This is a genomic window from Acidimicrobiales bacterium (assembly GCA_035547835.1).
GTDB lineage: Bacteria > Actinomycetota > Acidimicrobiia > Acidimicrobiales > Iamiaceae > DASZTW01.
The window spans coordinates 12,155-38,286 of the sequence record DASZTW010000017.1 but is presented as its reverse complement, the minus strand read 5'-3'; the positions used below and the strand labels follow the sequence as shown (position 1 = coordinate 38,286).

The following is a 26,132-nucleotide window of genomic DNA, read 5'->3' as shown; positions in this document are numbered from 1 at the left end:
GGTCCTTGCCCCCTCGTGCTGTGAGCACTCAGCCACTGTGGGGGTGGTCAAGTGCTCACAGCGGGGTCTTGCGGGTCCTTGCCCCCTCGTGCTGTGAGCACTTAGCCACCGTGGGGGTGGTCAAGTGCTCACAGCGGGGTCTTGCGGGGTCCTTGCCCCCTCGTGCTGTGAGCACTTAGCCACCGTGGGGGTGGTCAAGTGCTCACAGCGGGGTCTTCGGGGTCCTTGCCCCCTCGTGCTGTGAGCGCTCAGCCACTGTGGGGGTGGTCAAGTGCTCACAGCAGGGACTTGAGGAGGTCGCGGGTGCGGTCGCGCGAGGCCTGGCGGTCGTCGCCCACCGGAAACGGCGCGGCCCAGACGTCGGTGACGCCTGCGTCGACGAGCGCCTGCAGCTGCGCGGCCACCGAGGCCTCGTCGCCGACGATCGCCGCGTCGGCCGGTCCCGACACGCCGCCGCGCTCCAAGATCCGCTGGTAGTTGGGCAAGGTGCCGTACATGCCGAACGACTTGGCGGCGACTTGGCGTGCCTCGTCGACGTCGTCGTGCACGGCCACCGGCAGCCCGGCCACGATGCGAGGCTCGGCGCGCCCGGCATCCCCAGCGGCCTTGCGGATCCGCGGCGACACGTGCTCGCCAATGGCGCGGGCGTTGGCCATCCACGTGACGGTGCCGGCGGTGTGCCGGCCGGCGATGCGCAACAGCCGTGGCCCGAGCGCTGCGATCAGGACCGGGGTCTCGCCGGCGGGCGAGAGCGCGAGCGGGCCGGCGTTGACCTGGTAGGCCTCGCCGTGGAAGCTCACGGCTTCGCCCCGCAGCAGCGGCGCGAGCACTTGCACGTACTCCTCGGTGTCACGGCCGGGATGGTCGTACGACAGGCCGAGCATGCCTTCGATCACCGGTTGGTGCGACGGGCCGATGCCGAGCGTGAACCGCCCGGCGGTGCCGATGGCCTCGGTCGTGGCGTTGGCGCGGGCGGCGAGCAGCATGGGGTGGCACGGGTACGTCTGGACGATGGCGGTGCCGACCTCGATCGACGTGGTGGCCCGAGCCGCGACCGCCATGCCGACGAGCGGGTCCCCGAGCGTTCCGCTGGCGTACCAGAGGCTCGAGAAGCCGTCGGCCTCGGCGCGCTCGGCTTGGTGGACGATGCGATCGAGGGAGCTGCCGATCCCGGGGAGGCCGATGCGCATGGTGTGATCCTTTCGAGTGGGTCACCTCGGTGCGGGGGCCACCTGGTGCGGATGGTGACACGAGTCTGCCGCCGCGCTTCGATTCTTCCGACCCGACCGGCGCGAATGCCCGAGGTCCCGACCCCGACCCAGCAGGTGCCAGCCGCGAAGCCAGGGTGTTCACGAGGTACCTCGAGGCGGGACGCCTTCGCTCCGCCGTCGCTCTCCGGCACTCGGCGGGCCGCTCCGCGCGGGACCTCGGTGGTGAGGCGCAGTGGGCCGCGTGGGACTCGAACCCACAACCAACGGATTAAAAGTCCGCGGCTCTGCCAATTGAGCTAGCGGCCCTGGGATGCAACCTAACCGTCAGGGCCGAGCGCCACGTCCGGCGCGGGGTCGTGGCTCCGCGACACCCCCCCGGCCCCCGGCTCAGGTGAACCCGGCCGAGGCGGCCTGACGCTGCAGGATCAGGCGGTGTGCTGGGTGCGCGAGCGCCGGCGGCGCCACACCACGACGCCCGCAGCGGCGACCACGATCAACCCGGCGATCGGTAGGCCCTTCACCGGGAAGGCCGGGAGCGGCTGCACGGCGGCGACGTCGATGGGCGCGGTGTCGAGCGAGTTGGCGACGGTGGCGGTGGACGAGGCGCCGTCGACCGAGCTCTCGTAGTGCCCGTCGGTGCTCGCGACCGTGACGTCGTAGTGATACGTGACCGTACCGTGGGCAGGGATCGTGAAGGGCCCGCTCCAGGTCATCGTCTGCCCGTTGATCTGGGGGTCGGCGGTGGTGGCGCCGGTGGTGGTGCCCGTCTGGTAGCTGAACCCCTGCGGCAGTTGCGTCGCCACGGAGTCGATCGTGGCGGGCGTGGCGTTGTCGTTGGTCATCGTGACCGTGTAGCCGTCGGTGCTGCTGGCGATCGCGGTCGATGCGTCGGCCTGGATGTCGACTTGCACGGGGACCTGGCCGGTGGGCGAGAACGTGGTGAGATGCGCGAACGACGCGGATGCCCCTGGTGCGAGCGTGGCCGACCAGCTCAAGCCCATGCCGTTGTCGATCGCGGTGCTGCAGGCACACGTGTTCGGCAGGGGCGCGCCCGAGTGCACGTCGCTCCACACCGTGCCGTAGTAGTCCTCGACGTAGTCGCTGCCGCCGGTGAGGGGCAGCAGTTGCTCGACCCGTGTTCCCGCAGCATGGGTGGTCGGGTCGACGGCCACACAGGTCGGCGCGCTGCCGTCGACGCGGCCGAAGCCCACGTCGCTGTCCGCCAGGTAGCAGTCGCCGGCTCGGTACAAGATGACCGGCATCGGCGCGGCGGTGGTGTTGTGCAGCGTGACGTCGGTCCGGTACGACTCCTGGCCCTCGACGTACGAGTCGACTTGCGTCACGTCGAGGCCGACGCCGTTGGTGACGGCGGTGGTGATCGTGAACGGCGAGGCCGCCGAGCCGCTTCCGGAGTTGGACTGGCTCACCGGCGTCCACCGCGACGGCGAGAAGCCGGCCGGCACGCTGACGGGGCCGTAGACCGATCCGCCGGTCGCCACGAACGTGCCGCACGCGGTGCCGCCGTACCACTCGCCGTCGGTGTCGCCGGCGTGGTTGACCGCGCAGTTGAGGTCGGGTGTCGTCGTGATCGACGTGAGCGGGCCGGTGCTCGAGATCGGGTCCGCGCTCGCCGCCCCACCCGAGCTCACCATGACGGCCAACGCGAGGGTGGCCACCGACATCAGCGCCCAGATCCGCCTGCCCATCGCACGCCCGCTTTCGCCCCGGCCCGCCGCCGGGCCACTTGACGACAGGTTTGGCGCCTGGGTGGGTTTCGTCCCGCGCGGCGTGTCCGGTTTGTGGCGTTTAATCGCGCAACCGACCGACTTCGGGTGGCGGCGGCCGCACCTGGGGGCGTCGCCGCGACCGATGAGCGATGCCGGAAGGCGTTCCGGAAAGTGCACGAACCACCGTTGGAAGTGTCGTAGGTGGCTGGTAGTCTCGTACATATGTTCGGAATCGGTGAGGCGAGGTGGTTCGAGGCGGTGGCCGCGGACCCTGGCGCGGCGACCGACGCGGAGTTGAATGACTGGTTGGCCGAGCTCGACCGGTTTGATGCGCAGGTGTTGTTGGCGCGGTCGCGGGTGTTGGCGGCGTGGCAGCAGCGGCAGGTGTGGGCGGTCGACGGCGCGGTGTCGCCGGCGGCGTGGCGTGCGAGTCAGGGGGAGGTGAGCCGGTCCGACGCGTTGCGCGAGTTGCGGGTGGCTCGTCGCCTGGCGTGCATGCCGGTGACGGTGGCGGCGCTGGAGGCAGGTCGGATCGGTGCCGGCAAGGCCCGGTTGTTGGCTGAGGCGCGCCGCGAGGATCTGGCCGAGCGGTTCGATGAGGCCGAGGCCGACCTGGTGGGGTGGTGTGAGCCGTTGACGGTCGATCAGTGCGGGCAGTTGTTGGCGCATTGGGAGCGCACGGTGCGCCCGGATGGGCCGGCGCCCGATCCGCGTGACCGGTGCGAGCTGTTCGTGTCCGAGACGTTTGACGGGACGCACATCATCAAGGGTCGGCTCGACGCGGAGTGGGGCAGCGCGTTCAGCCGGGCGTTGCAGGCCATCGTCCGCGACCTCGACACCGACGCCGACGCCGACAAGGCGGGCGGTGGAGGAGCCGGTGGACCGGTGGTTGGGAGCGGGGTGGGGTCGGAGGAAGTGCCCCGGAGCGCGGCGTGGCGGCGGTCGGAGGCGTTGATGGAGCTCACCAGGCGGGCGACGGCCGGCCGTGGTGGGGTGCCGGCGCGGCCGAGCGTGATCGCCTTGGTCGACGCGGACTTGTTGGACGGCCCGGCGGGTGGGGTGGCGCCGTTGGGTGCGGTGTGTGAGGTCGATGGTGGGGGCCGGGTCGATCCCGAGATGGTGCGGCGCCTGTCGTGTGACGGGATCGTGACGTTGGCGGCCACCGCGGACGGCGCGGTGTTGGAGTTGGGCCGGTCGGTGCGGTTGGCGAGCGAGGATCAGCGTCGGGCGTTGCTCGTGCGCGACAAGGGCTGTGTGTTCCCTGGTTGTGACCGGCCCGGCCAGTGGTGCGAAGCACACCACCTGGTGCGGTGGGAAGCCGGCGGCCCGACCGACCTGGCGAACCTGGCGTTGTTGTGTTCGCGTCACCACCATCTGGTGCACGAGGGCGGCTTCGCGGCCGCACGCGGCGACGACGGCGAGTTGCGGTTCACCCGTCCCGACGGCACCGAGATCGAACGCCGGCGACCCAACCGGTTGCCGCCCCGCTACCCACCCCGCCCACCACGACGACACCGCCCACCACCCGAACCGCCGAACCGGCCGCCACCCGCCGACGGCGAAGCCGCCTGACCCTGGCCGACCACACGCGGCCGCTCAGCCGCCGCGGCCGCGCAGCGTGTCGATCACGGCCGGCCATCCCTCGAGGCACGAGACGAACGTCGGCGCCCAGCCGGTGGCGTCCTTGAAGGCCTTGTTCGACATGCGCAACGACCGGCTCACCGGCTCCAGGCTCGAACCGCCGAGCTTCGACATGCCCGGGCTCATCTGCACCAGCCGCCTGCCGAGGGCGGACTCGAACATCGCTCGCAGCTCCCGGCGGGTGACCGGCTGGTCGTCCACCACGTTGTACGTGCCGGCTGGCGCGTCGAGCGCGGCCGCGATGGCCGGCCCGAGATCGTCGGTGTGGATCGACGACAAGTACGCCTCCGGCCGGCCGACGATCGGCGACAGCCGCCGACGCGCCATGCGGAACATCGCCTGGGAGTGCACCGTGCCGGCGCCGTAGAACTGCGCGAAGCGCAACACGACCGGCCGCACGCCGCCCGCCTCGGCGCCGCGGGCATTGGCCTCGGCCTCGAGCGAGCTCTCGGTCACCTTGCCGCCACCGGGCGCGACCGACTCGGTGATCCACGCGTCGCCGTGGTCGGCGTACACGAAGCTGACCGACTCCTGCACCCACACCGCGACCCCGGCCGCCACTGCGGCTCGGGCGATGTTGGCCGACACCTCGCGGCGGATCCGGTCGTTCTCCTTCCATGCGCCCGGCAGGCCGGCGCGGCTGAACGGCGGGATGTGGGTGGCCAGGTTGCAGACCGCTTCGTGTCCGTCGAGCGCCGCACGAACCGCGTCGGCGTCGAACAAGTCGACCATCAGGGGGGTGGCGCCCGATGAGCGCGCTTGGTGGGCCTTGGCCTCCGACCGCACCGCGGCGGTCACCTCGTGACCGGCCGCGACGAGCGCGGGCACCGCGCTGCGTCCCGCCACGCCCGTCGAACCACTGACGAACACCTTCACGACGAAACCTCCGAGCTCGGCTTCTGCGACCAGCCAACCACGGCGCGTGACCCGCGCGCCGATCCACGGGTCGCCGGTAGGGTCCGGCGATGACCAGTGACGTGACCGCCGCCGGACCCGAGCCGCTCAACGAGCTGGCGTTCTACGTGCTCGCCGGCGCGCCGGAGTCGCCGGCCGAACTGCTCGACGAAGTGCCCGCAGGCGAAGCGCTCGGGCTGGGCAGCGCGTTCATCTCCGAGCGCTTCAACATCAAAGAAGCGCTCACGTTGTCGGGCGCGGTGGGCGCGGCGTCACACCGGCTCGGCATCGCGACGGCAGCCACCAACCACAACACCCGCCACCCGCTGGTGACCGCGTCGATGGCCACCACCATGCATCGCCTCACCGGTGGCCGCTTCACGCTGGGCTTGGGGCGGGGCATCGCGCCGCTGTTCGACGCGTACGGGCTGCCGCCGATCACCACGGCCCAAGTCGAGGACTTCGTCGGCATCCTGCGGCGCCTGTTCCAAGGCGAGCTCGTGCTGGGCCACGACGGCCCTGCAGGCAAGTACCCGGTGCTGCACCTCGACGCGTCGTTCGACGAGGACATCCCGATCGGCTTCGTCGCGTTCGGCCCGAACTCGCTGTCGTTGGCCGGCCGCTGCATGGACATGGTGGTGCTGCACACCTTCTTCACCGACGAGACGACGGCGCGTTGCGTGCAGACGGTGCGCGACGCGGCTGAGGCGGCGGGGCGCGACCCTGCGTCGGTGCGGATCTGGTCGTGTTACGCCGTGGTCCACGACGGATTGCCGTACGACCTCCGTCTGAAGAAGACCGTCGGCCGGATGGCCACGTACTTGCAGGGTTACGGCGACCTGCTCGTGTCGACCAACCACTGGGATCCCGCCGTGCTCGAGCGGTTCCGGGCCGACGACGTGGTCCGCTCGGTACCCGGCGCCATCGACGCCAAGGGCGACACGGCCGCGCTGGAGCACATTGGTTCGATCCTGCCCGAGGAGTGGCTGGAACCGAGCGCCACCGGCTCGCCCGAGCGATGCGCCGAGCGGGTGCTGCGACAGTTCGACCTCGGCGTCGATGGCGTGATCCTGCACGGCGCGTCGCCCGATCAGCTCGCGCCGGTCGTCGCCGCCTACCGTGAGATCCGACCGGCCGGCCGCTTCGACGGGCTCGAGGCCAACCCGGGCCGGACGAGCGTGGCAACAGCACGAACGTGACGGGGGAGCACCGCACCATGACGTCGACCGACCTGTATTACGACCCTTTCGACATCGAGATCGACAAGGACCCGCACCCGATCTGGCGGCGTATGAGGGACGAAGCGCCCCTCTGGTACAACGAGCGCTACGACTTCTTCGCCCTGAGCCGCTACGACGACGTGCAAAAGGCACTCGTCGACTGGGACACGTACCGGTCCGGCAAGGGGTCGACGCTCGAGATCATCAAGGCCAACGTCGAGCTTCCGTCGGGCATCATCTTGATGGAGGACCCGCCGATCCACGACGTGCACCGCGGGCTGCTGTCCCGGGTGTTCACGCCGCGCAAGATGAACGCGCTCGAACCGAAAGTGCGGGCGTTCTGCGCCCGCAGCCTCGACCCGCTGGTGGGCTCCGGCGAGTTCGACTTCATCGCCGACCTCGGCGCGCAGATGCCGATGCGCACGATCGGCATGCTGCTCGGCATCCCCGAGTCGGACCAGGAGGTCATCCGCGACCGGCTCGACGCGGGCCTGCGCATCGACGAGGACCACGATTACACCCAGGGCGTCAACACGATGGCCGATGGTGCCGAGTCGATGGCGATGTTCGCGGACTACGTCGACTGGCGGGCCGAGCATCCCTCCGACGACCTCATGACCGAGATGCTCACGGCCGAGTTCGAAGACGAGACCGGCACCACGCGGCGCCTCACCCGCGAGGAGATCCTCACGTACATCATGTTGATCGCGGGGGCCGGCAACGAGACCACCACCCGGCTGATCGGCTGGACCGGCAAGCTCCTCGCCGAGCATCCCGACCAGCGTCGCGAGCTGGTGGCCGACCGGTCGCTGATCCCCAACGCGATCGAGGAGATCCTGCGCTACGAGGCCCCCTCACCGGTGCAGGCGCGCACGATGACCCACGCGGTCGAGCACCACGGCCACGAGGTGCCCGAAGGCAGCGCGATGGTGCTGCTCAACGGGTCCGGCAACCGCGACGAGCGCCGCTTCCCCGACGCCGACCGCTTCGACATCCACCGCGACATCCCCCAGCACCTGAGCTTCGGCTACGGCATCCACTTCTGCCTCGGCGCGGCGCTCGCCCGGCTCGAAGGCCGGATCGCGCTCGACGAGGTGCTGAACCGCTTCCCCGAGTGGGACGTGGACTGGGACCGGGCGGTGCAGGCGCACACGCCCAGCGTCCGCGGCTGGGAGAAGCTGCCGGTCACGACCGGCTGAACGTTCGCCTGAACGTCCGGCAGATCAGCCCGGGGCCTTCTCCCACCACTGGCACCACCAGGTGGCGCCGACGAGGATCCGGATCTTTTGGTGCCAGCAATACGAGATCTCGGCCGTGTCCTCGAGGTAGTAGAGGCAGTTGTCGCACTGCTCGTCACCGCTGGGGTGGCCCTTGAGCACGGCGTTCGACGAAAGGATGCGCAGCTCCATCGCGAGCTTCTCGTCGATCTCCTTCGGCTCCGGGTCAGGGATCACGTAGTCAGACATGTATCGGACGCTATCGGCAATCGCCCCTACGCTCCGGCACATGAACCAACCATCCGCCCCTCGTCTCGCGCCCCTCGGGCCCGACGACCTGACCGGCGAGCAGCGTGAGCTGCTCGGTCCCGGGCCGTCGCTCAACATCTTCGCCACCCTGGTCCGCAACCCGGGCTTGTACCGCAAGTGGCTTCCGTTCGGCGGCAAGCTGCTCGCCGGGTCGAAGCTCACCGCGCGCGAACGTGAGCTGATCATCTTGCGCACCGCATACCGGTGCGGCTCCGCGTACGAGTGGGGCCAGCATGTCGCGATCGGGCGCGAAGCGGGGCTGTCCGACGACGAGATCCGCCGGGTGGCGGACGGTGCCGGCGCGCCCGGTTGGGACCCGGCCGACGCGGCCGTGCTCCAGATGGTCGACGACCTCCAGGACCACCACTGCATGAGCGACGCGACCTGGTCGGCGCTGGCGGCGACGCACGACGAGCGCCAGCTGGTCGAGCTGCCGCTGCTGTCGGGCCACTACGCCATGCTGGCCGGCGCGCTCAACAGCTTCGGTGTGCCGACCGAAGGCCCGCTGCCCGGGTTGGGTGAAGCGTGAGCCCCGACACGGCCGGAGGCCGGCTCGAGGGCAAGGTCGCGGTGATCGTCGGCGCCGGACAGACGCCGGGTGAGACGGTCGGCAACGGTCGCGCGACCGCGCTGCGGTTCGCGCAGGAAGGGGCGAGTGTGGTGCTCGTCGACCGCGACCCGGTGTCGTTGGCGGAGACCGAGCGATTGGTGGCCGAAGCGGGTGGCCTGGCGGCGAGCGTGGTGGCCGACATCTCCGATCCCGACGCGTGCGCGTCGATCCCGGCAGGCGCGCTCGATGCGTTCGCTCGCATCGACATCTTGCACAACAACGTCGGCATCGGCGCCGGCGACAACACACCGAACCGGCTCGCCGAAGATGCCTGGGACCGCATCGTCGACGTGAACCTCAAGGCGTTGTGGCGTACGTGCAAGCTCGTGGTGCCGATCATGCGCGAGCAGCGAGCGGGTGTGATCGTGAACATCTCGTCGCTCGCGGCGGTTGCCGCCGCCACCAAGCTCACGGCGTACAAGATCTCCAAAGCGGGGGTGAACGCGCTCACGCAGTCGCTCGCCTTGAACAACGCCCGGTTCGGTATCCGCGCCAACGCGATCATGCCGGGCTTCATGGACACCCCGATGGCGGTTGACGCCGCCGCCGGCGCGAGCGGCACCTCGCGCGAGGAGCTCGCCGCGGCCAGGGCGTCGCTGGTCCCGCTCGGCCACCAGGGCACCGCGTGGGACGTGGCCAACGCCGCGCTGTTCCTGGCGTCCGACGAGGCCGCGTTCATCACGGGCGTCGTGTTGGCCGTCGACGGCGGTCAGGCGGCCCGCATCGGGTGAGCGGGCAATCCCTCCGACGCTGCGGCACGTAAGGCTGGCATGCGAGAAGTGTCGGACGACGCGCTGCTCGCCGGCTACGGCGCCGGGGACCGTGAGGCCGCGGTCGCGTTCGTCCGTCGCTTCCAGCACCGGGTGTTCGGCGTGGCGCTCGCCGTGTTGCACGACCCCGCGCTCGCCGAAGATGTCGCCCAAGAGGCGTTCGTGCGGGCGTGGCGCCATGCGGCGGCGTACGACGCCCGCCGCGGCCCGGTGGCGCCGTGGCTGTTGACCATCACTCGCAACTTGGCCATCGATGTCGTGCGGAGCCGCCGGTTGCGCCCCGTCGAGCCGGACGACCTCGCGCTGTTGCTCGCCGCGCCCGGGCCGGGGCCCGGCGAGCAGGCCGAGACGGCCGAGCTCGCGGGACGGGTGCGGCGAGCGCTGCTGTCGGTGCCGGTCGAACAGCGGCGCGCGGTGATGTTGGCCGCGTATGGCGGACGCACCGCGCAAGAAGTGAGCGAGACCGAATCCGTCCCGCTCGGGACGGCCAAGACCCGGATCCGCAGTGGGCTCATCCGCCTGCGGGCCGCGCTCCAAGAAGCGGAGCAAGGGTCGGCGGAGCGAGGAGGCGGAACGTGAGCGGCATCTCGTGCGCGGAAGTGCGTGGACAGGCAGCCGAGATCGCGCTCGGTCTGGTCGCGGGGCCCGAGCGGGCGGCGCTCCTCGACCACTTGGCGACGTGCGGAGCCTGCCAGGCCGAAGTCGACGCGCTGGCGGCGGTGGTCGACGACCTCTTGTTGGCCGCGCCCGCGGCCGAGCCGCCGGCCGGCTTCGAGTCCCGCGTGCTCAACCGCCTCGGACCCGGTGCCGTCCCGATCTGGCGCCGCCGGCGTGTGGTCGCCTGGCTCGGTGCCGCCGCCGCGGCGTTGGTGTTGGTGGCCCTCGGGGTGGTGGTCGGCTGGCGCAGCACCCGAGGCTCAGGTGGGGGTCACGGCGCCGTCGTCAGCGCGGCGATGATCACGCCGTCGGGTGGCCGGGTCGGGCGCGTGGAGCTCGGCCGCGACCCAGCGACGGTGTTCATCGCGGTTCCGGGGTGGTTGCCGCCCGGCGTCGGCCAAGGCGCGTACCGGCTGCGGTTCCAGATGGTCGACGGGTCGACCTCGACGACGGGTCCCGTCAACCTCAGCGCCGAGCATCCGGCCTGGGGGAAGGTCACGACCGTCGACACCGCCCGGGTTCGCGCGGTCGCACTCATCGACCGCTCCGGCCGCGTGTACTGCTCGGCGCACTTCTGAGCGGCGCGCCGAGCAGCGGATCGGGTCAACCCGTGAGCTGCGCGGTGATGTCGGCCTTGCGCTGCTCGAACGTGTCGAAGTCGATCTGCTCGTCGTCGAACAGCCGGTGGATCTCGGCGAGCTCCTCGAGCAACTTGCCCTGGTCGACAGCCGGCGCGGCGGCTTCGGGCGCGGCTTCCTCTTCAGGGTCGAGGTCGTTCTTCTCGAGGCGCCGGGCGCGCTTCATCGCCTGCTTTTGCTGCCGGTCGCGTTCCCGCTGGCGCTTCTGGAAGGTGTTGCGTTGCGTTGCCATGTGGAGGACCTCCTCATCTGCGGCCCGAGCGCCCACTGGCGCCCTGGCGGCCTGGTCTGGTCCGGGTGCCGGCCGAGCTGGACGCCCTGGTGCCGGCACCGGTTGTGCGGTTGTGGTTCTTGCCCGCCTTCGAGCGCTTGGTCGACGTCGCCCGCGGCGACGTCGCTCGTTGCTGGCCCGACCTCCGGCGCGGGCTGCCCGCCCCTCGGTACTGCGTCGATCCGTTTCGGCGCTTGGCTTTTGGGCGGGGCGATGGATCGACCTCAGTTGTATCGGGTCGCCGGTCGTCCCGCGGGGTTGCCCGCACGACGGTCGGGAGCCCGGGATCGGGGACGGTGAGGCCCGACGGCAACTCGAGGTCGCGTTGCAAGCGCTTGACCGCGCCGGTCATCGCCGGCACCACCAGCGTCACCACCACACCTGTCGCGCCGGCGCGGGCGGTGCGTCCGGAGCGGTGGACGTAGTCCTTGTGGTCGGCCGGCGGGTCGTAGTGGATCACGCAAGCCACGCCGTCGACGTGGATGCCCCGCGCGGCGACGTCGGTCGCGACCAGCGCACGGACCTGCCCGGAGTGGAACGAGCGCAGCGCCCGATCGCGCTGGCTCTGGCTGCGGTCACCATGGATCGCCGCCGAGGTGATGCCGGCTGACTCGAGCTGGCGGCTGACCCGGTCGGCGCCGCGCTTGGTGCGGCAGAACACCATGGTCGGTCCGTGGTGGTGCACGAGCTTGGCGGCCGTCGCCACGCGGTCGGTGGGCTGCACCTTCCAGAAGTGGTGGTCGGAGCGGTCGAGGTGGTGATCGTCGCCGCCGATGTCGTGCACGGCGGGGTCGGTCAGGTACCGGTCGACGATGACTTGCACGTCGCCGTCGAGCGTGGCGGAGAACAACACGGTCTGGCGGCGGCTCGTGCAGCGATCGAGCAGCCGCTTGACTTCGGGCAAGAAGCCCATGTCGGCCATGCGATCGGCTTCGTCGAGCACGACCATCTCGACGTCGGACAAGTCGACACAGCCCTGGTTGATGAGATCGGCGAGCCGCCCGGGGCACGCGACCGCGATGTCGACCCCGCGGCGCAGCGCGGCAACTTGGCGCGGGAACGGGGTGCCGCCGTAGAACGCCTCGACCCACGGTCCTCGCGGCTTGCCGAGCAGTTGGAGCTCGCGGCACACCTGAGCGGCCAGCTCACGGGTGGGGACCAGCACGAGGCCCCGTGGGCGGCGAGGCTGGGCCTTGCCGCCGTGGTGGACAGTGGCCACCAGCGGGATGCCGAACGCGAGCGTCTTGCCGGACCCGGTGGGGGCGCGGCCGCACAGGTCGCGCCCGTCGAGCAGGTCGGGGATGGTGGCGGCCTGGATCGGGAACGGGTCGTCGATCCCCCGAGCCTTCAGGGCGCGCACCATGGGGCCTGGGACTCCCAAAGTGGTGAACGTGGCGCGCGCGCCGGGGGGATGCTGCACGATGCTCCTCAAGGAGCGAGGGTGGGTCGCTCCAGTCGACTGGTCGGGGTCCGCCCGACCGGCGTGCCACCGTCGGTGGCATCTCCGGTCCCCACACGCGAGGTGCGTGATCCGCGGGCCGGAAGGTCGTCGACCACTCTAGTGGGTGCGACCCCCGGATCCCGATTCGGCTCTGCTCCGTGGCGGTGGTGTCCCCGCGGCCACGGAGCGTGGCGAGGAATGAGGAAATCCGTACGTAAACTGGTCACAAACGGGTGTAGCTCGCGAAACTACGGGAAAGCGGCGGCAACCGGGCGAGCACAGGGGATGGGCGAGATCCATGCAGGATCCTGAAGAGGGCAGTGGGCCAGTCGACCTGACGAAGCCCGCCGACGACGCGCCGGCCGAGACGACCCGCGACGTGGCCCCCGAGCCGCCTGCGCCGCGACCGGCCGCACCTCGCATCGCGGTCCGCGTGCTCGACCACCCCACTGACTGGGTCGACGGCGATGCGGCACCGCCCCGAGCGGAAGGCGTACTCAACCGGCTGCCGGCCTTCGACGCGTCGTTCTTCGACGCCCCGCCTGCGGAACCCGTCGCGCCCGCCGCGTCGAAGAACCCGACGATGAAGGTCCACACCGGCGCCGAACAGGACTCGTCGTTCGGGGACTTCGTCGGTGCGGGTCCCCGCGACGAGGACCTGCCGGGCGGCATCACCGCCGCGGTGCGCCGCACCACCCCGCTGCAGTCCGCCGAGGCGGCTCGCACCAGGGACGCGTTGGCCGCGGCTCAGGTCGCTGAGCCGGCCCTGGCGGGGGGCGACGCCGCCGTGCTGCGGGAGCGGGCGGTCGCCCGCGGGCGCGAAGCCCACGCTCGGTCCGTGTCGTCGAGGCGTCGTGTGGTGGCGATCGCTGCCCCGGCCGCCTTCTTGGTGTTGTTGGTGATGAGCGTGCTGATGGCCCGGTCCTCGCACAACCCTGACGTCGCCGCGGGTGGCTCGTCGTCGACCAGCCAAGTGCAACAGAGCTCCAGCGTTCCGGCGCCGTCGAGCACGCTTGCCACGTCGGGCGAGCAACCAGCGTCCGATGCCGCACTGGCGAGCGCTTCGTCCGGGTCGTCGGCCACCACGCCGCGGAGCTCCAGCGGCCACGTCGGTGCCGCGTCCGCGGGGTCGGCCGCGCCGAGCACCGGCGGCGGCTCCTCGTCGGGCTCTGGCTCGGGCGGCACGGTCGCACCTCCGCCGACCGCCGCGCCGCCGACCACCGCCGCCCACCCGGTCACGACCACCACCCAGGTTGCGGCGCCTCCGACCCCGCCGAGTTGGATGACGCAGCACTAGACAAGTCGGATGCGATTCCGGGCTGTTGCGGCGATCGTCGTCGCGCTCGCCGCGACATGGTTGCCCGTCGTCGGCGTCGTGCCCACCTTGCTCACACCTGCGACGGCAGCCCCTCGGATGGCGTCGACCGGCACGCCCGCACCACCGTCGACGCCTGCGCCCACCCCCGCGCTGGCGCCCCCGAAGGCGTTCGTGATGGTCGACGCCGCCACCGGCCGGGTGCTCGCCGCCGACGACGATCGCACCCCGATGCTCGTGGCGTCGACGGCCAAGCTGTTCACCGCGTTGGTGGCGCGCGAGCGCGTGCCGCTGGACGCCCCGGTCATCATCTCGCCCCTGGCCGCCGGGGAGCCGGCGTTGAACATCAACGCCAAGGCGGGACAGGTGTGGAAGGCGTCTGACCTGTTCGAGTGCCTCTTGTTGGTGTCGGCGAACGACGCGGCCATGGCCCTGGCCGAAGCGTCGGGGCCGCACCTCCCCAACTTCGAGCAGCGCGTGGCCGACCTCACCCGCACGCTTCGACTCGCGGACCACCCGGTGCTGCGTGACCCGGCCGGGCTCGACGGCCACTTCTCGATCGCCGGCGGCAACCTCGTGAGTGCCCGGGACCTCGCCATCGCCGCCCGCGCGGTGCTGGCCGACCCGGTCCTGGCGAACATCGCCCGCCAGAAGGAGTACCGCTTCAAAGGTGGCGACGGCATCGACCACGTCATCCGCAGCCACAACCACTTCATGTTGACGTATCCGGGTGCGATCGGCCTGAAGACGGGGTGGACGGAGCGGGCCGGGCATGCACTCGTGGCGGCGGCAACCCGCAACGGCCGCACGCTGATCGTGGTGGTGGTCGGCGCGTCAGACCCGGTGCGCGACGCCACCAACTTGATGAACCTCGGCTGGCTGACCCGGTCGTCGCCGGGTGACGATCAGCTCCCGCCCGTTCCGGCGCGCGACGCGTCGGGTGCATTGGTGCCGACGCCGAGCTCGGTGCCGATCGTGCGCAGTCCACACCAGGTCGCCGCGCCGAAGGCCGCCCGCGCATCGACGGGTCCGGCCACCGATCAGTTGGAACGCGGCTGGCTCGCGCTCATTGCCGGGAGCGTGGTGCTGGCGACAGGGCTGGGGGTGCTGGTGGTTCGCCGCCGGCTGCTGGCGGCGGGCCCGCTCGCCGACCGGCCGGGGCGCAGCCGCCGCCAACGCGCCCGGCAACGTCGCCGCCAGCGCCGCAGCCGCGGCTGAACCCGGTCTGCGAGCCCTGCGGCGGTGTCTCAGCGGTCGCGGTCGGCCACGAAGTGCGCCAAGTCGACCAGCGCGTCGCGGGCGTCGGGCGGGATCGGCGCAGCGCGGATCGCGTCGATGGCTTCGTCGGCCAAGCCGTGGATCAGCGCTTCGAGCTGTCGCACCGCACCGGTCGCCACGAAGACCTGCTGCAGGTCCGCGATCTCGTCGGCTCCGAGCGCCGGGTCGCCGACCTTTCGGAGTGCCTCGGCTTGTGCGGGTGACGCCGACGCGACCGCCAATGCCAGCAGCGGGGTCGGTTTGCCCTCGCGGAGGTCATCGCCCACCGGCTTACCGGTGTGTGCCTCATCGCCGAACACGCCGAGCACGTCGTCGCGCAGCTGGAACGCCTCGCCCAGCGGGTCGCCGTAGGCCGACAGGGGCCCGGCGAGCGTGTCGAGCCGACCGCCGAGCGAGGCGCCGACGTGGAGCGGCCGCTCGATCGTGTACTTGCCGGACTTGTAGCGGGAGATGCGCCGTGCCGAGTCGCGGTCGGTGTCGCCCCGCGCCGTTCCGAACAAGTCGAGGACTTGCCCGACCATCAGCTCGACCCGCAGCTCGTTCCACACCGCGAGGGCGTCGCGCGGCATGCCGGTCATGAGCTCGTCGGCGTAGACATGGGCCAAGTCGCCGACGAGGACGGCCACTCCCTCGCCGAACCGGCGGGACTCGCCTCGCCACTCGTCGCTGGCGTGGTGGTCGGCGAACGTGAGGTGGGCGGTGGGGTTGCCACGCCGCAGCGACGAATCGTCCATGACATCGTCGTGCACCAGCGCGAAGGCTTGGAGCAGCTCGAACGCAGCTCCTGCGTCGATCACACGAGGATCGTCGGGGTCGCCGCCGGCGGCGACGTTGCCCCAATGCGTGAAGGCCGGGCGCAGCCGCTTCCCGCCGCTGAGGATCAGCTGCATCAGGGACGCGAGCGGCTGGTCGAGGTCGTCGGCGAAGGCGGACCAGCGGTGCCGCTCACCGTCGAGGAACGCGATCAGCCGCTGGTCGACGCGCTCGGCCACCAAGGTGAGGCTGGGTGGGACCGCCCGAGCGACGGAACTGGGACCGGCGGCGTCCATGCAGGATCAGCCTACGGTTCCGCCCGCACGTGCCCGGCATCGGCCAGGCCGGTGTGCGGGCGCGGAGCTGGCGGGTCAGCCCTCCTCGTCGAGGTCGGCGACCACGCGCTGGACCTCGTAGGACGCGGCATCGATCCGGGCGCGGCAGATGGCGATGAGGTCGGCGGCGCGCCGGACCTGGCCTGCCACCGCGTCGACGTCGAGGTCGTCGCGCTCGAGCGCCGCCAAGATGCGATCGAGCTCCGCCACGGCGGCCGCGTACGGGACGTGGTCGGCGTGCTGCTCGCGTTCGGTCGGTTCGTCGGTCATGGCGTTCCCCCGTTGTCGCCGCCGTCGTTGCCGCCGGCCTCGGCCAGCGCCTCGACCCTGCTCGTGACCCGACCGCCTGCCAGCTCGGTCACCAGCACGTCGCCGGACGCGAGTTGGGTCGGGTCGCGCACCACATGACCGTCGGCATCGCGGGTGATCGACCAGCCGCGGGCGAGGAGCTGGGCGGGATCGAGCGAGCGGACGTGGCGGTCGAGGTCGTCGAGGCGGGAACGCGCTCGCGCGAGCGTGCGAGCGGCCTGCTCGGGTGCGCGGCTCGCGATCTGGTCGAGGCGCGCGGCTTCTCGCCGGAGCGCGCCGGAGGTCTGCGAAGCGGTCCGTTCGGCCACGCGGCCGATCCTCTGGCGATGCCGGCCGAGATGATCGTCGACGCCGGCGCAGACGGAGTCCCAGCTCCGGTCGAGCCGATCGAGCGACCCTCGGACCGTGGCCACCACCGTCGCGGCGGCGGCAGTGGGCGTCTTGCAGGCCGTGTGCGCGACCTCGTCGGCCACGCTGCGGTCGGTCTCGTGACCGATGCCCGTGAACACCGGCGCGGGGCATCGCGCTACCGCGCGGGCGACGCGGGGATCGTCGAACGCCGCCAGCTCCGTGCGCGCGCCACCGCCGCGCGCCACGACCACGACGTGCACCTCGGCGCCGGCCACCACCGCCAGAGCCCGGGCGACACCGGCGGGGGCGAGGGGTCCTTGGACGGGGGAGTCGGCGACCAGCACCCGGAACCCGATGGCGCTCTGCTCGAGCTCGTGCAGCACGTCGCGCTCGGCCGCGCTGCCCCGCGCGGTGACCAAACCCACCCGAAGCGGCACGGGGTGGAGCGGACGGCTGGCGTTGGCGTCGAGCAGACCTTCGGCGGCGAGCGTGCGCAGCAGGCGGTGGCGGTCCTCGGCCAACTTCCCGAGCGTGAACGCCGGGTCGATGTCGACCATGACCAGCCGCAGGACGCCGCGCCGCCACCAGACGAGCCGCACGAGGATCCGCATGCGGACGCCTTCGTCCATCTTCACGGTGGGCCCACTGGCCCGGAGCTTGGCGTTGACCCGCTGACGGTCCTCGTCCCACAGCACGACCGGGAGCGACGACGCGGGCCGGGCCCCGATGGGGGCGCCCGGCTCCGCCAGGTCGAAGAACAGGTTGCGGGTGCCACCTCGCTCACTCGGCTGGAGATTTCGCAGCTCGCCTTGCACCCACAGCTCGGGAGCGAACGCGTCGCGCAGCACCGCGCCGATCTGGTGCACCAGCTCGCGCACTTCCCACGTGCGCTCGGGCGCCGGCAGATCGAGCGGCAGCCGGTCGCTCATCGGTGCGTCACCCCGTCACCCATGGGCGCCGACGGTACTCGGCGCCCCTTCGCTCGGCGCCCAGTAGGCCGCTCTCCGTGCGCCCTGCGATACTTTCCGTATGGCGGCGGTGTCGTCGATGGAAGCGCTGATCCGAAGCGAAGCCCGGTTCCGGGCGTTGATCGCTGGGGTCTCGGAGGTGATCATCCTTCTCGGCGTCGACGGGGCCGTGCGCTATGCGAGCCCGGCCGCGCACCGCCTGTTCGGGGTGTCGCTCGATAAGGCCGACGCCGACGTGTTCTCGTTCATCCACCCAGACGACCGGGACGAGGCCATCGAGGCCTTCCGCTGGCTGGGGTCCCTGTCGGCGAACGGTGTGGAAGACACCCGGCCGCCGGTCACGATCCGGGTGCGCGGCGCGACCGGACGCTGGCACTTGATGGAGGTGCTGGGACGCAACCTCATCGACGACCCCGAGGTCGGGGGCCTGCTCATCACCGCCCGCGACATCACCGAGGTCCGTCGTCGCGAGGAACAAGTGCTCGACGGCGCCGTGTTGCTCGAGCGGTTGGCGCAAGGCGCGGGCATGGACGAGATGCTTGCCGATCTCGTCGACATCGAACGTCGGTCGGTGCCCGGCTGCATCCCGCTGGTCGCGCTGCGTGAGCCCGACGGCGTGATCCGCGCCATCGCCGACCACGGGCTCCCCGACGACCTCGTCCTCCGGTTCGACGCCGTACGGCCCGGTAGCCCGCTCGGGGAGGCGCTGCGCGCGGCGGACCAACCGGTCATCTCCCGCGACCTCGCGACGGATCCCGCCTGGGGATCGCTGGGTGCTGCCTTCGCCGAGACGGGTCTCGGTGCCTGTTGGTCGTGGATGCTCGTCGACGACGACGGCACCGAGATGGGCACGTTCTGCCTGTTCGTGCCCGATGCCCGTCGGCCCACCGAGGCGGAGCGCCTGCAGTTCGCGCAGACCGCCCACCTCGCTGCCATCATCATCCAGCGCCACATGGTGGAGCGGGCGCTCGCGTACCAGGCGCTGCACGACGTGCTGACCGGCCTCCCGAACCGCACGCTCATCGTCGAGCGCATCGCGCAGGCGCTGGCACTGTCCGCTCGCAACCTCGACGGCGCGGCGGTGCTGTTCTGCGACCTCGACCGCTTCAAGGTCGTCAACGACAGCCTCGGCCACACTGCCGGAGACCGCTTGTTGCGCCTGGTGGTCGAGCGTTGGCAGGCGCTGTTGCGCGAAGGCGACACGATCGGTCGCTTCGGCGGCGACGAGTTCGTGGTGGTGGCCAACGCAGTGGAAGGCCCGCGGGCGGCCGGCGCGCTGGCGCAGCGGCTGATCCGCTCACTTGCGACGCCGTTCACCCTCGACGGGGTCGAAGTGGTGGTCGGCGTGAGCGTGGGCGTGGCGGTCGCGGCCGCCGGAGTGGGCGACCCGCAACAGCTCATCCGTGACGCCGACGCCGCCATGTATGAAGCCAAGAACCGGGGCCGAGGCGTGCACGTGGTGTTCGAGAGCCCCATGCACGACGAAGTCGTCGAGCGGCTGCAACTCGAGGCTGACCTTCGTCGGGCCGTCCCCGGCGAGGAACTGATGATGCACTACCAGCCCCTCGTGCAGGTTGCCGACCGGACGGTCGTGGGCCTCGAGGCGCTGGTCCGGTGGAACCGTCCTGGCCGCGGCCTGGTCATGCCCGCGCAGTTCGTCGACGTGGCCGAAGAGACGGGCCTGATCGTGCCGTTGGGGTCATGGGTCCTGCGCGAAGTGGTGCGCCAAGCGGCCAGCTGGTCGAGGGACCCGCTGTTGGCCGGCCTGCACATCACGACCAACTTGTCGGCACGCCAGATGGTCGAACCCGGTCTGGTGCAGGAAGTCAAGGCGCTCACCGACGAGTTCGGTGTCGACCCGTCACGCCTGTGGCTCGAGGTCACCGAGAGCGTGCTGGCCGACGACCCGTACGTCGTCGCCCGGGTGATCGAGGAGCTGTCCGCGATCGGGGTACGGGTGGCGATCGACGACTTCGGGTCGGGCTACACGTCGCTCGAGTACGCCAGGCAGCTCGCCCGCCTCGCCGGCCTGAAGATCGACCGCCAGTTCGTGGTCGACCTCGACGATCCCGGCAGCCACAGCGAGGCCATCGTCGCCGCGCTGGTGGTGCTCGGCAGGGGCCTTGACGCGGTGGTGGTCGCCGAAGGTGTGGAGAGCGAGAGCCAGTTCGAGGTGCTGCGCCGGCTGGGCTGCGACCTGGTGCAGGGCTACCTGTTCGGACGTCCGGTTGCCGGTCGTGAGATCCGCGAGCGGATCCTGGCGTTGCAGAGCGCCGAGACGGCCGGCGTCGAGGGCCCCGACGCGGCGGGCGCGTCACCGCACGGCCGCCTCCGCCGGTAGCAACGCACCGCAGCACACCAAGTGCCCTTGGGTTGCGTGGCCTGCCCCGACATACTTGTCACGTGGTCGTCCAACATCCCCCGGATCCCACCCCCGAAGAGCGGGGGCTCGGCGGCATCAGCGGGCCGATGCCGCGGCAGATGACCGGTCGGTTCCGCCGGGCTGACTCTGGAGTGCGTCCGGGTTCCACGGTCGACAAGGCGGGCCTCGCCGAAGCGGTGGCCGCAGAGCTCGCGGCGTCGGACGACCCGACCCCGCCGCCGGCGATCGTGGCCGACCTGACCAAGGTGCTCGCCGACGAGGTCGCGGCTCGACCGGGCGACGTGCGCCTCCGGTTGCGTTATGCCCGGTCGCTGCTCGATCGGGGTGACACCACGTCTGCGGCCACCCAGATCTCGCTCGTGCTCCAGCAGCACCCGCAGAGCCCGGTCGCGCTGGCGCTGTTGCAAGCCACGATGTCGGCCACGGTGGCGGCGTCTCGCAAGCCCACTTCCGCCCCGCCCACCGAGCCGATCACCCGCTTCTAGCTGTCAGCCGCCGTCGCGGGCGCCGGCGGGCTGGTGCGAGGTCAACGTCAGGCGCCGGCGGCCGCGGAACTGCATCGAATCAAGCAGATCGTCGCCACCGTCGACGGCGTCGCTGGCGGCCAGCAGCGGCAAGACATGCCGTAACGCGGCGGCCGCCTCCGTCCGTGCGAGCGACGCGCCGAGGCAGTAGTGCGGCCCGAAGCCGAACGACAGGTGACCCGACGCGTTGCGGGTGATGTCGAACTGATCGGCGTCCTCGCCCCAGTAGCGAGGGTCGCGGTTGGCGGCGGCGAGCAGCAGCGTGACGGTGGCGTCGACCGGGATCGTCGTGTCGTGCAGGACGATCTCGCGGGTGGCGCGGCGGAAGACGTACTGAACGGGAGACTCCCAGCGCAGCGTCTCTTGCAGCACGGCCTCGAGGAGGGACGGGTCGGCCATCGCCTGATCGAGTTGGTCGCGGTGCTGGGCGAGCGCCCACACGGCGTTGCCGATCAGGTTGGTCGACGTCTCGGTGCCCGCGAAGAGGAGGAGCGCCGCGAAGCCAACCGCTTCTGCTCGGGTCAGCACCTCCTCGCCGGCCGCCCGGACGAGCGACGTGAGCAGGTCGTCGCGCGGCTCGCGCTGGCGCTCGTCGATGCAGTTGCCGAGGTACTCCGCCAGCTGCATGGCCGCGGTCACCCCCTCGCTGTCGAGCTCGCCGTTGCGGGCGGACCCGCTCATCATCTTGGTGGTCGCATCGGCCCACCTCCGGAACTGCGCGGCCTGCTCGGGGTCGGCGCCGAGCATCTCGGCGATCACCCGCACCGGGAGGGGAGCGGCCAACCCGGCCACCACGTCAAACGCTGCGTCGCCGGCGATGGGCGTCATGAGCTCGTCGACGAGCTCGGTCACGCGATCGCGCCAGCCGCTGATGTGCTTGGGGGTGAAGCCACGGTTCACGATGCGGCGCAGCTCGCTGTGGGCGGGAGGGTCGACCGCGACCAACGTGCCCATGGCCTCCTCGCGCGGGAGCCGTTGCTGGCCCGTGCCCGTCGGCTGGCCGAGGAGCACCCCGCGCATCGCGTCGGAGCTGTACGAGTCGGCGTCGGCCAGCGCTGCCGCCACGTCGTCGTAGCGAGAGATCACGTACGTGCCGGTGTCGGGTGCCCAGTGCACCGGCGCTTCGTCGCGCAGCCACTCGTACACGGGGTAGGGGTCGCCGACGATCGCCGGGTCGAACGGGTCGTATCGCATGGTCACCTCGGCGGCCCCAGCCCGGGGCGGTCGGTTGCGGAAGGGTTGAGACTCGCAGTATATATGCACGCGTTGATTTCTGAAGCGGTTCGCTGCGCCCCGAGGTGACCCCATGACGATGTCCGTCACGCTCATCGACACGATCAAGAGCCGTGCGGCCGCCGAAGCCGAGCGCAGCACCTACCCCGACGGGTTTCCGATCCTTCCGCCCGTGCCAGCTGGTCGATACCGCGACCCCGACTTCGCGGCGCTCGAAGCCGAGGCGGTGTTCGGTCGCACCTGGTTGTTCGTCGCGCACACAGAGGAGTTGCCCGAGCCTGGCGACTTCCGGCTGTTGGACCAGCTACCGCAGCCGATCGTGCTGGTCCGGGGCCAAGACGAGCGCATCCGCGCGTTCTACAACACGTGCAAGCACCGGGGTGCGGCCCTCCTCGACGAGGCCGAGGGCAACACCGGCCGGAGGCTCACTTGCCCCTACCACAACTGGGTGTACTCGCTGGAAGGCGCGCTGGTCGGCTACCCGGAAGCCGGGAACTTCGCCGACCTCGATCGCGACTGTCTCGGCTTGACCACGGTCCGGTGCGAGGTCTGGGGGCCGTTGGTGTTCATCAACCTGAACCCCGATGCCGGGCCCCTGACCGACTACCTGGGCGCTGTCGGCGAGGACCTGAGCGAGATCTCCGAGCTGAACGGTCGCCTCCGGCTTGCCGACCACCGCGCCCGCGAGGTGCCGGTGAACTGGAAGATCCCGGTCGACGCGAACGTCGAGACCTACCACGTCAACTACGTGCACCGCGACACCGCCGCCAAAGGGTTGCGGCAGGCCGCCACCGGCATCCAGCTGCTCGGCAACGGCCACTCCCGAATGCTGGTCCGCCTGCACGACGGTATGCAGTTCGACACGCCGTTCCCACCGCTCGTCGGTGGCGTCGGTGACCTGCCGCTGGTGGGGACGTTCTCGTACCACGTGTTCCCGAACCTCAGCATCGTCTTCGGTGGGCCGGGCTTCTTGTTCTTCATCACCAACTGGCCAACCGGGCCGGGCACGTCGACGTACCACGTGCACTGGTGCTCGTCGGTCGGTCCCGACGACGAGCTGGCGCCCACGCTGCTGGAGCCGTTCGTGGAGTTCAACCAAGCCGTGCTGTTCGAGGACCTGAAGGTCCTGCCGGGCATCCAGGTGTCGATCGACGCGGGTGGCATCGACTCGTTCCGGCTGAGCTACCAAGAGCGCCGGATCTACCACCTGCACGAGACGCTCGACCGCACGATCGGCGTCGAGCGCGTGGCCGAACAACTCCGGGTTCCGCCAGTGCTCGGCCCGTTCGTGGAGGCCTGACGTGGGCGACGGCGAGCTGCTGCCTCGCTCCGTCGAGGAGCTCACGCTCGACTGGCTCGCTGGTGTCTGAGCACCTGCAACCCGCCGCCCGCTCGCACGTCGTGGCCGCGATCGTCGTGGCCATCGTCGATCATCTCCATCTCGTCCCAACGGAGGAGGCCCCGTGCACCCGTTCGTCGCCCTGATGCGCAAGTACTGCATCGACTACACGAACTCCCACGACCAGTCGCTCTACGAGGAGATCATGGAGCCCGACTACGTCGTGCACATCAACGGCATGGAGCTGGTTCGCTCCAGCTCGTATGCCGCGGCCGTGAGCCAGATCTTCGCCGCGGCGCCGGGCCTCGGCCTGGTCGTGCACGAGTTCGTCCTCAACGGCGATCGGCTCTGCATGTACTTCAGCGAGCACGCGGCGATGCCCGCGGCCGACGGGCGCGCGCTGGCCTGCTGGCGGGGTATCGGGCTGTACAAGTGGAACGGCACGCGGCTCACGGAGAACTACGTCGAGCAGGACTACTTCGCGATGCAAGAGCAGACCACCACCGGCGCGGCGCACCCACTGATGCCGCCCCACGTCGACCCGTGGGTGGGCACGGAACCGGTGCCGGCCGACTCGGCGGCCGAAGCGGTGGTCCGGTCGTGGCTCGAGGCCGGCAACCTGGCTGCTGCGGCATCGCACCACATCGACGACGGGCGCACCGGGGCGGTCTACGAGCCGGTGCTCGACGTGGCCGGCGTGACGATCAACGACCTGTTCTCCGCCGGCGCGTCAGTGCCGTTCCACGCCACGTTGAACGGCGCGTACCGCGGCGGGCTCGGTCCGCTGGTGGAGGACCACAAAGGCGAGCCGGCTTCGCTGCACGTCGCCGGCATCGCGAGGGTCGCGGATGGTGTGGTGGCGCACGTCGACGCCGTGTCGGCTCGCCTCTTCACAGCTGGTGGCCTGCTCGGCATCAACCTGTTCGCGGTGCAGTGAGCGGGCGTCCCGACATCGATCTGGTCGACCCGCGGTTCCACGTGGGCGATCCGCATCCCGCGTACCGGTGGATGCGCGCGCACGAGCCCATCTACCGCGATCGCAACGGCATCTTGTGCCTGACCCGCATGGAGCACCTCCGCCACGTCGAGCGGCGCGCGGCGGACTTCGTGTCGAGCCAGGGCTATCGCTCGGTGTGGATGCCCACCGAGACGTCGATGATCAGCCGGGACGATCCGGCCCACGCACGGCAGCGCCGCTTGGTTTCGGATCGCTTCACGCCCCGCGCGGTGGGCCGCCTCGAAGCCGAGGTGAGGGAAGTGGTGACGACCTCCCTCGCTGCGGTTGCCTTCGCGCCGCAGTTCGAAGTGGTCGACGCGCTCGCGGCAAGGGTCCCGTCGGTGTTGACGTGCCGGTTGCTCGGCTGGCCCGACAGCCACTGGCGCGACGTCCGGTCGTGGTCGGAACGGCTCATGCGCGTCGACACGATGGGCGTCGACATGAACCAGCTGTCCGACGGCATCCGCGCGGTCAACGAGATCGCGATGCTCACCAATCCGACTGTGGAGGCCAAGCGCGCGTGCCCTGCGGACGACTTGCTGTCGCGCTGGGCCAATGCCGAGCTGGACGGCTGCCCGATGAGCCTGCAAGAGATCAACTCCGAGCTTGGACTGGTCATCCCGGGCGGCGCCGAGACCACCCGCACCACCATTGCGAGGTCGCTGATCTTGTTCAGCGAGCGGAACGATCTCTGGGAGCAGCTCGCGGCCGATCCTGCCCGGATCCCCGCGGCGGTCGAGGAGCTGCTGCGGTGGATCACGCCGCTGAACAACATGTTCCGCACTGCCGCGAGCGACGTCGAGATCGACGGGACCGAGATCCGCGCCGGCGACCGGCTGGCCCTCGTGTATCCGTCGGCGAATCGCGACGAGCAGGTCTTCGCTGCCCCTGACGACGTCGACTTCGGGCGCGACCCGAACCCTCATGTGGCGTTCGGGTTCGGCACCCACTTCTGCCTCGGCGCGCACTTGGCACGGCTCACCATGCGCGTGGTGCTCGAGGAACTGACCGCGCGGTACACCACCCTGCGGCCGGCCGCGGCGCCGGTCTACGAGGCCAACGTGTTCGTCAAGGCCGTCGAGCGCTTCGAGCTCGCGGTCGACCCCCGGTGACGGGGTCCGTTCCCTCGCGGCGGCTGTCGACTCCGGGCACGAGCACGTCGACGAGCCGCTCGGCCCGCTCGACGACCGACGACCGGTTCGCTCTGACATCAGCGACGTCGTCGAGGTGGCACAAGCCGAGCAACAGCAGGTACAGCACTTTGACGGTGGCCCGCGGGTTCGGGTCGGTCGGGGCCAGGAGCTCGATCAACGGCTCGGCCCAAGCCCGGTGCCACTCGACGAGCAGCTCCGCCAAGCGAGGGTCGCGGCTGCTGGCGACGTGGATCTCGGCGATCAGCCGGCGCTGTTGCGCCATGCCGGGCTGCAAGTAGGCCGCCGCGATCGTCCGAACCGAGCGCGGGCCCTCGGGTGGCTCGAACGCGACCGCGGTGATCTTGTCGAGCGCTTGCACCGCCGCCGCGTACAGCAGCTCCTCGCGTGACCTGTAGTGGTTGTAGATCGCGGTCGGGTGTACATCGGCCTTCTCGGCGATGCGCGCCAGCGTGCTGCCGTCGAAGCCGTACTCGGCGCAGGCGGCCGCGGCAGCTTCCAGCAACCGTTGCGAAGTGACCAGACCTTCGGACTTCGGTGGGCGACCACGGCCGCGACGTGATTTCGTGGTTCTTCCCTCCATTGGAGGC

The 26,132-nt window shown here is 70.9% G+C and carries 25 protein-coding genes and 1 tRNA gene; 14 read left to right on the top strand and 12 right to left on the bottom strand.

All coding sequences use genetic code 11. The features are described 5' to 3' along the window. Window positions 1-275: 275 nt before the first annotated feature. From VHA73_12835 to VHA73_12825, 3 genes are all read right to left on the bottom strand, one after another. Entirely contained in the window at window positions 276-1,190 is a 915-nt protein-coding gene (locus VHA73_12835; GenBank protein ID HVX18911.1) for a TIGR03564 family F420-dependent LLM class oxidoreductase, read from the bottom strand. A 254-nt stretch (window positions 1,191-1,444) separates the two neighbouring features. Next, window positions 1,445-1,517: transfer RNA gene (locus VHA73_12830), tRNA-Lys, on the bottom strand. A gap of 119 nt (window positions 1,518-1,636) precedes the next feature. Then, window positions 1,637-2,917 carry a hypothetical protein gene (locus tag VHA73_12825; protein ID HVX18910.1) on the bottom strand — a complete coding sequence of 427 codons (1,281 nt, stop codon included), beginning with the start codon at window positions 2,915-2,917 and terminating at the stop codon, window positions 1,637-1,639. Between the two features lie 243 nt (window positions 2,918-3,160). Between VHA73_12825 and VHA73_12820 the strand changes: the two genes are divergently transcribed. After that, window positions 3,161-4,510 carry a DUF222 domain-containing protein gene (locus VHA73_12820; protein ID HVX18909.1) on the top strand — a complete coding sequence of 450 codons (1,350 nt, stop codon included), beginning with the start codon at window positions 3,161-3,163 and terminating at the stop codon, window positions 4,508-4,510. Between the two features lie 24 nt (window positions 4,511-4,534). On the opposite strand, the gene VHA73_12815 is transcribed toward VHA73_12820, so the two are convergent. Continuing rightward, window positions 4,535-5,455: an NAD(P)-dependent oxidoreductase gene (locus VHA73_12815; GenBank protein HVX18908.1), complete on the bottom strand. Its 921-nt coding sequence runs from the start codon at window positions 5,453-5,455 to the stop codon at window positions 4,535-4,537. Window positions 5,456-5,544: 89 nt separating this feature from the next. On the opposite strand from VHA73_12815, the gene VHA73_12810 reads away from it, so the two are divergent. Both VHA73_12810 and VHA73_12805 read left to right on the top strand, forming a co-directional pair. Beyond that, window positions 5,545-6,672 (top strand): TIGR03857 family LLM class F420-dependent oxidoreductase, encoded by a 1,128-nt coding sequence (locus tag VHA73_12810; GenBank protein ID HVX18907.1) that lies wholly within the window; start codon window positions 5,545-5,547, stop codon window positions 6,670-6,672. A 17-nt stretch (window positions 6,673-6,689) separates the two neighbouring features. Then, window positions 6,690-7,892: a cytochrome P450 gene (locus VHA73_12805; protein HVX18906.1), complete on the top strand. Its 1,203-nt coding sequence runs from the start codon at window positions 6,690-6,692 to the stop codon at window positions 7,890-7,892. 24 nt (window positions 7,893-7,916) lie between these two features. Here VHA73_12805 and VHA73_12800 read toward each other — a convergent pair whose 3' ends face one another. After that, window positions 7,917-8,159 carry a hypothetical protein gene (locus tag VHA73_12800; GenBank protein HVX18905.1) on the bottom strand — a complete coding sequence of 81 codons (243 nt, stop codon included), beginning with the start codon at window positions 8,157-8,159 and terminating at the stop codon, window positions 7,917-7,919. 40 nt (window positions 8,160-8,199) lie between these two features. On the opposite strand from VHA73_12800, the gene VHA73_12795 reads away from it, so the two are divergent. The 4 genes from VHA73_12795 to VHA73_12780 are packed head-to-tail and all read left to right on the top strand — an operon-like array spanning window position 8,200 to window position 10,834. Continuing rightward, entirely contained in the window at window positions 8,200-8,748 is a 549-nt protein-coding gene (locus VHA73_12795; protein HVX18904.1) for a carboxymuconolactone decarboxylase family protein, read from the top strand. Continuing rightward, complete coding sequence (locus VHA73_12790) at window positions 8,745-9,560, top strand: SDR family NAD(P)-dependent oxidoreductase (protein ID HVX18903.1); 816 nt, start codon at window positions 8,745-8,747, stop codon at window positions 9,558-9,560. Before VHA73_12795 ends, VHA73_12790 begins: the two co-directional genes overlap by 4 nt. Window positions 9,561-9,599: 39 nt before the next feature. After that, entirely contained in the window at window positions 9,600-10,178 is a 579-nt protein-coding gene (locus VHA73_12785; protein HVX18902.1) for a sigma-70 family RNA polymerase sigma factor, read from the top strand. Further along, window positions 10,175-10,834 (top strand): hypothetical protein, encoded by a 660-nt coding sequence (locus VHA73_12780; GenBank protein HVX18901.1) that lies wholly within the window; start codon window positions 10,175-10,177, stop codon window positions 10,832-10,834. Before VHA73_12785 ends, VHA73_12780 begins: the two co-directional genes overlap by 4 nt. Window positions 10,835-10,859: 25 nt before the next feature. Here VHA73_12780 and VHA73_12775 read toward each other — a convergent pair whose 3' ends face one another. Together VHA73_12775 and VHA73_12770 are read right to left on the bottom strand one after the other, a co-directional pair. Next, entirely contained in the window at window positions 10,860-11,126 is a 267-nt protein-coding gene (locus VHA73_12775; GenBank protein ID HVX18900.1) for a hypothetical protein, read from the bottom strand. Between the two features lie 13 nt (window positions 11,127-11,139). Then, window positions 11,140-12,597, bottom strand: coding sequence for a DEAD/DEAH box helicase (locus VHA73_12770; GenBank protein ID HVX18899.1), 1,458 nt, complete (start codon window positions 12,595-12,597; stop codon window positions 11,140-11,142). 307 nt (window positions 12,598-12,904) lie between these two features. Here VHA73_12770 and VHA73_12765 point away from each other — a divergent pair, with 307 nt between their 5' ends. Then, window positions 12,905-13,903, top strand: coding sequence for a hypothetical protein (locus VHA73_12765; GenBank protein ID HVX18898.1), 999 nt, complete (start codon window positions 12,905-12,907; stop codon window positions 13,901-13,903). A gap of 9 nt (window positions 13,904-13,912) precedes the next feature. Further along, complete coding sequence (locus VHA73_12760; protein ID HVX18897.1) at window positions 13,913-15,139, top strand: hypothetical protein; 1,227 nt, start codon at window positions 13,913-13,915, stop codon at window positions 15,137-15,139. A gap of 29 nt (window positions 15,140-15,168) precedes the next feature. On the opposite strand, the gene VHA73_12755 is transcribed toward VHA73_12760, so the two are convergent. From VHA73_12755 to xseA, 3 genes are all read right to left on the bottom strand, one after another. Then, window positions 15,169-16,248: a polyprenyl synthetase family protein gene (locus VHA73_12755; GenBank protein ID HVX18896.1), complete on the bottom strand. Its 1,080-nt coding sequence runs from the start codon at window positions 16,246-16,248 to the stop codon at window positions 15,169-15,171. A 75-nt stretch (window positions 16,249-16,323) separates the two neighbouring features. Then, the gene (xseB, locus tag VHA73_12750; GenBank protein HVX18895.1) at window positions 16,324-16,557 is read right to left on the bottom strand and encodes an exodeoxyribonuclease VII small subunit; all 234 of its coding nucleotides are present in this window, start codon (window positions 16,555-16,557) and stop codon (window positions 16,324-16,326) included. After that, a complete protein-coding gene (gene xseA, locus VHA73_12745) occupies window positions 16,554-17,876 on the bottom strand; it encodes an exodeoxyribonuclease VII large subunit (GenBank protein ID HVX18894.1) in 1,323 nt (440 codons plus the stop codon). Before xseA ends, xseB begins: the two co-directional genes overlap by 4 nt. 100 nt (window positions 17,877-17,976) lie before the next feature. Here xseA and VHA73_12740 point away from each other — a divergent pair, with 100 nt between their 5' ends. Beyond that, window positions 17,977-20,256: an EAL domain-containing protein gene (locus VHA73_12740; GenBank protein ID HVX18893.1), complete on the top strand. Its 2,280-nt coding sequence runs from the start codon at window positions 17,977-17,979 to the stop codon at window positions 20,254-20,256. 62 nt (window positions 20,257-20,318) lie between these two features. Then, window positions 20,319-20,783 (top strand): tetratricopeptide repeat protein, encoded by a 465-nt coding sequence (locus tag VHA73_12735; GenBank protein HVX18892.1) that lies wholly within the window; start codon window positions 20,319-20,321, stop codon window positions 20,781-20,783. A 3-nt stretch (window positions 20,784-20,786) separates the two neighbouring features. Here VHA73_12735 and VHA73_12730 read toward each other — a convergent pair whose 3' ends face one another. Next, window positions 20,787-22,016, bottom strand: coding sequence for a cytochrome P450 (locus tag VHA73_12730; protein ID HVX18891.1), 1,230 nt, complete (start codon window positions 22,014-22,016; stop codon window positions 20,787-20,789). 112 nt (window positions 22,017-22,128) lie between these two features. On the opposite strand from VHA73_12730, the gene VHA73_12725 reads away from it, so the two are divergent. From VHA73_12725 to VHA73_12715, 3 genes are all read left to right on the top strand, one after another. Next, window positions 22,129-23,355 carry an SRPBCC family protein gene (locus VHA73_12725; GenBank protein ID HVX18890.1) on the top strand — a complete coding sequence of 409 codons (1,227 nt, stop codon included), beginning with the start codon at window positions 22,129-22,131 and terminating at the stop codon, window positions 23,353-23,355. Window positions 23,356-23,518: 163 nt separating this feature from the next. Then, the gene (locus VHA73_12720; protein HVX18889.1) at window positions 23,519-24,331 is read left to right on the top strand and encodes a hypothetical protein; all 813 of its coding nucleotides are present in this window, start codon (window positions 23,519-23,521) and stop codon (window positions 24,329-24,331) included. Continuing rightward, entirely contained in the window at window positions 24,328-25,503 is a 1,176-nt protein-coding gene (locus VHA73_12715) for a cytochrome P450 (protein ID HVX18888.1), read from the top strand. The genes VHA73_12720 and VHA73_12715 overlap by 4 nt, the downstream gene beginning before the upstream one ends. On the opposite strand, the gene VHA73_12710 is transcribed toward VHA73_12715, so the two are convergent. Further along, window positions 25,460-26,125, bottom strand: a complete 666-nt coding sequence (locus VHA73_12710) for a TetR/AcrR family transcriptional regulator (GenBank protein HVX18887.1) — start codon at window positions 26,123-26,125, stop codon at window positions 25,460-25,462. The two genes, VHA73_12715 and VHA73_12710, sit on opposite strands and share 44 nt — an antisense overlap. Window positions 26,126-26,132 lie beyond the last annotated feature (7 nt).